Below are 6259 nucleotides of genomic sequence, written 5' to 3'. Positions count from 1 at the left end.
CGGCACAGATGGCGCGGGACGTCTTCGCAACCGACTGGATCAAGCTCGAAGTCATCGGTAATCACGACACGCTGCAGCCTGACGTTTTTTCCCTCGTGGAGGCGGCGCGGATCCTTGTCGACGACGGGTTCAAGGTGTTTCCCTATATGACCGATGATCTTGTCGTTGCCGAGCGGCTGCTGAATGCCGGATGCGAGGTGCTGATGCCATGGTGCGCGCCGATCGGTTCAGCGCGTGGTCCGCTCAATTTGCATGCCCTGAGGTCTTTACGCGGCCATTTCCCGGAAATTCCGCTGATCGTCGATGCAGGTCTCGGGCGTCCGTCGCATGCGGCAACTGTGATGGAACTGGGATTGGACGCGATCTTGCTCAACACTGCCGTTGCCAAAGCCGGCGACCCCGTGGGGATGGCAGGTGCGTTTGCCAAGGCAACGGAGGCTGGGCACGCGGCCTATCATGCAGGCATGCTGGAGCCGCGCGAGATGGCAGTGCCGTCGACGCCAGTGATCGGCAGGGCAGTTTTTACTTAGCAAAGCCGATGGTAGTTGGTCAGCTATCCAGCATCTCGGCCACCTTGCCGTCGTCACCATAAACGAGGCAATCGGCTATCGTTGTCTTGTCGAGAACGCCGCGCGTGACGTTGGCCACTTCATTGAAGACGTGGCGGATTTCGCAGGTCGCTTCACTCTCGCAATCCTCGCAGCGGCGATAGGCGATCTTGCTGAGGCAGGGCAGAGGTGCGATCGGGCCATCGATGAGACGTAAAACTTCGCCAAAGGTGATGTCTTCGGCTGGCTTGAGCAGCAGATAGCCGCCCATTTTGCCACGGCGGCTCATGACAATGCCCTGATGCTTCAGATCAAGCAGGATCTGTTCGAGGAATTTCTTCGGGATATTCTGTTCGTCCGCGATGTCCGAGATGAAGAGAGCCTTCGCGGCGTCTGCCCTGGCAAGAACGACGAGCGCTCGCAGAGCATATTTGGCTTTTTGCGATATCATTTTGTTTGCCTGACTACCGTTGTGGTGCAGTCATAGTCCCTCGCGCGACATTTTCTAGTATAAAAATGTTAAAAAAGTGAGTTTTTTTGCGGCAGAAAAATGTCTTAAAAATAGCGTGTAAGGCGCTGAAAAATAATAATTCATTAAGAGTTTCCGGAAGTCGGCGGTTTCATCGGTGCCACTTCTTTACACGATTAACTTGGTAGAGATTGTTGACAAATGATTTCAAGCCGTCATCATCAGGTATCGGTTGACCCACAAGGCAACTGCACTCTGCAACCGAATTGTTTCATGGAGGTCGCAATGTACAGTGAAGTATCAGGCATTTTTAATCGAGCTGAACGCTTGTGGCGGGAAATTTTTACGGCCCAAACGCTCGATCGAAATGCGCGCGATTCCAAGCAGCGCGATTGCGAGGAAGCCTCGGCCAAGAAGCACCGTAACTGGACGGAGGAAGATTTCCTCTGGTGCTGGCAGCATCGCGGTTTTTGGTGAGCGCTGCTCAGGATTGATTGCATTAAAATGGGCACCGGATGCACTTCCGGTGCCCATTTAGTTTAGAGCCTCGTGCGACAATATTGGTGCACGAGACTCCAAGTGATCAGTTCAGGCTTGGGATGGAGCCAGATCTCTCCCAGGCTCAAGCGGCCCGCTGCGTGCGAAAGGCCTCCTGAGGCCGCCGCATGGAATCAGCGAGGATATGCGCCTCAGGCCATGAGCCGAAGCCGCTCTCGATATTGATATGCCCGGCAAATTGCATATCGACGAAGCCAGAACCCCAGACTTCGGCAAGGGCTTGTGCCTTGTTGAAGGACATGTACGGATCGTCCCGGCTGGCGGCGACGATCGACGGGAAGCCGAGGTTGTGGCGCGGCAATGGCGCAAAGCTGCGAAATTTCGGATCCTGCACGGCCATGCGCTCAGCATCAGCGGGCGCCACCAGGAGAGCACCGGCTACATGGGCCGCCGATGGGCGGCTGGCAAGGTGAGACACCAGCACGCAGCCGAGGCTATGCGCAACGAGAATGGCGCCGGGCGTTTCGGCGAGGGTCGCCTCGAGCACATGGAGCCATTGCGACAGGACAGGGTTTTCCCAGTCGTCCTGCTCGACGAGGCGCGCTGTCTCGTCCTCGGCCAACCATTGGCGCTGCCAATGCCCCTTTTCGGAGCCGCGATATCCTGGAATGATCAATGTCGTCATCAGTGCCACCTTCATACAAATTTTCTTGGGAGGAAAAATCTGAAGCGACCTTAAAATAGGTCGGCGGTGGTCATCCTTGAAGGAATAGCGCACTAAAGTCCGTGAAATCTGGAAAATATTGCTGCTGAAATATTGATTATCGTAAAATCGGGACCAGCTTCATGTTAGGGTCAGGACCTATTAATCTGGTCGAAATGGTAGGAGGCTTTTCGTTCCGATAAGCGGAGCAAAGGCGATGGCAATGGTTATCCATTGTCGAGTCTTTGCTCCAAAGTGACCGGGCGAAAAGACCCTATCCTGCGGACGTCGAAACGGCCGCAATCTCAAGTGGCGAACCGCTCGGCCGGAGGAAAGACCCCGCCCTTTGCAGCTCTCAGAGCATGGTCCCGAAAAGTTGTCAGACTTTTCGGACGAGACCATGCGCCAATGAATGAAGCTGTGCATGTATCTTTTCGATCCGGCGAAAAGCCGGATCGAAACATGCGCTGCATCTTCTTGCCGTTTCAGGCGCTATTTCGATCATATCAACACTCCTGACCCTAGGTATCGCCATCTTTCTTGTACCAACGCAGCAATAGTTGTGAGCGTTCGAAAAACAGAACAACGAGGAGCGACAGCGCGAAGGGGATAAGCAAATAGAAGAGCCGGAAGATGATCAGCGCGGCCAATACGTCTGCTTGATCCATGTCGGGGAGGCCAGTCAGAAACACCAGTTCCAGTACACCGAGGCCGCCGGGCGCGTGGGAGATGAGCGCGGCTGAAAACGAGACGAGGAAAATACCGAGAATGACCAGGAAGCCGGGGTTTCCGGCGGCGGGCAGCGTGAAATAAATAATCGCGGCGGCGCCGATGAGTTCAAGAGGGCCGACGATCAGTTGCTGCGCGACGACCGACAGTCGCGGATATTCAAGTGTAAAGCGGCGGATGCGCAAAGGCCTGAAATGCAGCCAACTGAAAAAAACATACAGAAGTACGATTGCCAGTGATCCAAAGCCGAGAATATAGCTCAACGACAGCGGCAGGTCTGCGTTGAAGCGTTGCAAAAGCTCCGGCTCGATCAAGAGCACCACTGCGCTAAGTGTCAGTATCCCGAGCAGGAAGGTGAACGAGCAGAAGGCAATTAACAGCGCGATTTCGGGTCCGCTCATGCCTTGTGAGGAATAAGCACGATATCGGACCACCGCGCCGGACAGCACCGAAGCACCAATATTGTGCGAAAGCGCATAGGTGGTGAACGAGCAGAGAGCGATGAATAGCCAGGAAATCTTGCGGCGGAGGTGCAAAAGCGCAATGCGATCATAACCGGCAAGCGCCGCATAGGCGACGAGCGATGACAGCCCTGCCAGAATCCAGCGGTGCGTTGGAATGGCGTAAAGACTATGGATCACGTCGTCCAGCGAGATGCTCCGCAACTCCTTGTAGAGGAGCCATACGGAAATCCCGACGGCAGCCAGCCCAATCACCGGCCATACATAATCCTTCAGCTTCATACTTCTTTCGGTCCTGCCATTCCCATCACCTTATGCATTTTCTTGTCATTAATCAGTCAATGGGCTGGCCTTCGGGCTTCGGTTCGTCGAGGTCAAGAATATGAGCTACAATGCCGCGCGCGATTTCTCGCTCGCCCATGATGACGGCATCGGCGCCAAGGTCCTGCAGGTGCTGTACCTCGGCGTCGGAATGAGCCCGCGCCAGAATGCTGATAACCGGATTGGCAGCGCGGGCCTTTACGACGATCTGCCCGGCCTCGAATGCATTCGGAATGGCGAGGATCAGTTGACGTGCGCCGGCCAGATTGGCAGCGGCCAGAACATCACCATTGGCCGCGTTGCCGACTATCGTCTCGATATTCTCGTCACGCAGTTTCGCCACGGTCTTGTCTGCGTCCTCGATCACCAGGAAGGGTTTGCCAACCTCCTTCAAGGCATCACCCACCAGACTGCCGACGCGGCCATAGCCGATCAGTACGGCATGATCGGTAAGGGTCGTTGGTTGGATCTCCTCGACATCCGGTTCCTCCACCGCCGCCTCGCCAGCGTCCGCAACTGGCTCTGCCGCAGCCGGCAGGCGCTTTTCGAGCCTTGGCTTCAGATAGGTCACCGCGGCAAATACGAGTGGATTGAGGAGAATCGACAGAATGGCGCCGCCCAGGATCAGATCGCGGCCTTCTTCGGGCAGCATGCCCAGTCCCACACCGAGTTCGGCCAGAATGAAGGAGAATTCGCCGATCTGCGCCAGACTTGCGGAAATGGTCAGCGCGGTGCCGGTCGGATAGCCAAATGCAACGACGATAAAGAAGGCCGCCAGCGACTTGCCGACAACAATGATCGCGAGCGTTGCAAGGAGCGGCAACGGGTCGTTGATAATGGTCATCGGGTCGAACAACATGCCGACAGAAACGAAGAACAGCACGGCAAAAGCGTCGCGCAATGGCAGGGATTCTTCCGCCGCCCGATGGCTGAGTTCGGACTCGCTCATGATCATGCCGGCGAAGAAGGCACCGAGAGCCAGTGAAACGCCGAAGAGCTTTGCTGCACCAAAGGCAACACCGAGTGCAATCGCAAGAACAGCAAGGCGGAAGAGCTCGCGCGATCCGGTATGAGCGATTGCATGCAGGGTCCAGGGGATGACCCGGCGCCCGACGATAAGCATGACTGCGACGAAGGCCGCAACTTTGCCAAGCGTCAGAAGGATGACGCCGCCGACGCCGAGATTGAGATAAGCAGCGAGGGGATCGCTGGCCGCATTTATCGCACCGTCATTTGCCCCGCCACCATTTATCGCGCCGGCGATGGCGGGCAGCAGAACCAGCGCCAGGACCATTGCGAGATCTTCAACGATCAGCCAGCCAACAGCAATGCGACCGCGTTCCGTCTCGATCAGGCGGCGCTCCTGCATGGCGCGCAACAGGACAACGGTACTGGCGACCGAGAGCGCGAGGCCAAAGACCAGACCCGCCTGCATGCTCCAGCCGAGAATCCATGCGAGGGCGGCGCCAAGCAAAGTTGCCGCTACGATTTGTACGATTGCCCCGGGAATGGCGATCGCACGAACTGACAAAAGGTCTTTCAGGGAGAAATGCAGGCCGACGCCAAACATCAGCAGGATGACGCCGATTTCCGCGAGTTCGGCCGCCAGTTCCTGATCGGCGACAAATCCGGGGGTGTGGGAGCCGGCTAGAACACCGGCGACGAGATATCCGACAAGGGGAGGAATACGCAGACGGTTGGCAATCGCACCGAAAATAAAGGCCAGTACAAGACCAATGACGATTGTCGCAATCAGCGGCGTTTCATGAGGCATATGTCGGCGTCTCCCCCTCGTGAGCTGTTGAAAGAATGAAAAATGGCGATCCTGCGGGCAGGCTCCTGTCGCAGCAGTATTGCGTACCGGGGAGGGCTTGCAAACCGATTTCGTCGATATGCGGCGCAGGAAATGTGATTTTTTCCCTGCGCCGCAAATGGTTAGCGTTGGACTCTAAGAAAGGCTGGCAATCAGCCTTGAGCCACCGACTTTTCGCTGGAACCAATGCGATGCGCATGGTTCTTTTCCCACCAGGTTCCAAGCAGCAGAAGGATGGGAGCCGCAATGAAGAGCGAGGAGCTTGTGGCAATGATCACGCCGAAGAGCATCGGCAGCGCGAAGTTTTCCACGGCCTTGCCACCCCAGATTGCCATTGGAAGCATGGCAAGGAAGACGGTCAGCGATGTATAGATACAACGCGCCAATGTCTGGTTGATACTCAGATCGATGATCTGACGCAGCGGCATTTTCTTGTGGATGCGAAGGTTCTCGCGCATGCGGTCGTAGACCACCACCTTGTCGTTGACCGAGTAGCCGATGATCGTCAGCAACGCGGCAATGGCGGTCAGGTTGAAATCTAGCCCCATCAGCGCGAAGAAGCCGACAGTCTTGGTGGTATCGAGGATCAGCGTGGCAATCGCACCAAGCGCAAAGTGCCATTCAAACCGCCACCAGATGTAGATCAGCATGGCAAGGCTGGCGAGTACGACGGCGATGATACCGGAGCGCGCCAGTTCACCGCTGACTTTTGGCCCG

Annotated in this window: 7 protein-coding genes; 1 reads left to right on the top strand and 6 read right to left on the bottom strand. The window is 56.4% G+C overall.

Translation table 11 applies throughout. The features are described 5' to 3' along the window. The coding region (locus tag AAAC48_RS23120; protein WP_340656440.1) for a thiazole synthase at positions 1-530 on the top strand (530 nt) is incomplete at its 5' end. 19 nt (positions 531-549) lie between these two features. Here the strand turns inward: AAAC48_RS23120 and AAAC48_RS23115 are convergent. From AAAC48_RS23115 to secF, 6 genes are all read right to left on the bottom strand, one after another. Beyond that, on the bottom strand, positions 550-999 hold the full coding sequence (locus tag AAAC48_RS23115; protein ID WP_340656439.1) for an Rrf2 family transcriptional regulator: 450 nt from the start codon (positions 997-999) through the stop codon (positions 550-552). A 318-nt stretch (positions 1000-1317) separates the two neighbouring features. Continuing rightward, entirely contained in the window at positions 1318-1551 is a 234-nt protein-coding gene (locus AAAC48_RS23110; protein ID WP_340656438.1) for a hypothetical protein, read from the bottom strand. A gap of 88 nt (positions 1552-1639) precedes the next feature. Then, entirely contained in the window at positions 1640-2203 is a 564-nt protein-coding gene (locus AAAC48_RS23105; protein WP_340656441.1) for an alpha/beta hydrolase, read from the bottom strand. A gap of 536 nt (positions 2204-2739) precedes the next feature. Next, complete coding sequence (locus AAAC48_RS23100) at positions 2740-3690, bottom strand: lysylphosphatidylglycerol synthase domain-containing protein (protein ID WP_340656437.1); 951 nt, start codon at positions 3688-3690, stop codon at positions 2740-2742. A 52-nt stretch (positions 3691-3742) separates the two neighbouring features. After that, entirely contained in the window at positions 3743-5503 is a 1761-nt protein-coding gene (ybaL, locus tag AAAC48_RS23095; RefSeq protein ID WP_340656436.1) for a YbaL family putative K(+) efflux transporter, read from the bottom strand. A gap of 191 nt (positions 5504-5694) precedes the next feature. Continuing rightward, positions 5695-6259: protein translocase subunit SecF (gene secF, locus AAAC48_RS23090; RefSeq protein ID WP_340656435.1), on the bottom strand; the 565-nt coding region annotated here is incomplete at its 5' end.

The sequence above is a fragment of the Phyllobacterium sp. genome, assembly GCF_037994405.1.
Classification (GTDB): domain Bacteria; phylum Pseudomonadota; class Alphaproteobacteria; order Rhizobiales; family Rhizobiaceae; genus Phyllobacterium.
The sequence above is the reverse complement of the archived record's forward strand: the minus strand, read 5'-3'. Positions and strand labels throughout refer to the sequence as shown.

Excerpts from the sequence above, each read along its gene's own strand:
- AAAC48_RS23115 (WP_340656439.1), bottom strand. The coding sequence starts at position 999 with ATGATATCGCAAAAAGCCAAATATGCTCTGCGAGCGCTCGTCGTTCTT.
- AAAC48_RS23110 (WP_340656438.1), bottom strand. The coding sequence starts at position 1,551 with ATGGGCACCGGAAGTGCATCCGGTGCCCATTTTAATGCAATCAATCCT.
- AAAC48_RS23100 (WP_340656437.1), bottom strand. The coding sequence starts at position 3,690 with ATGAAGCTGAAGGATTATGTATGGCCGGTGATTGGGCTGGCTGCCGTC.
- ybaL (WP_340656436.1), bottom strand. The coding sequence starts at position 5,503 with ATGCCTCATGAAACGCCGCTGATTGCGACAATCGTCATTGGTCTTGTA.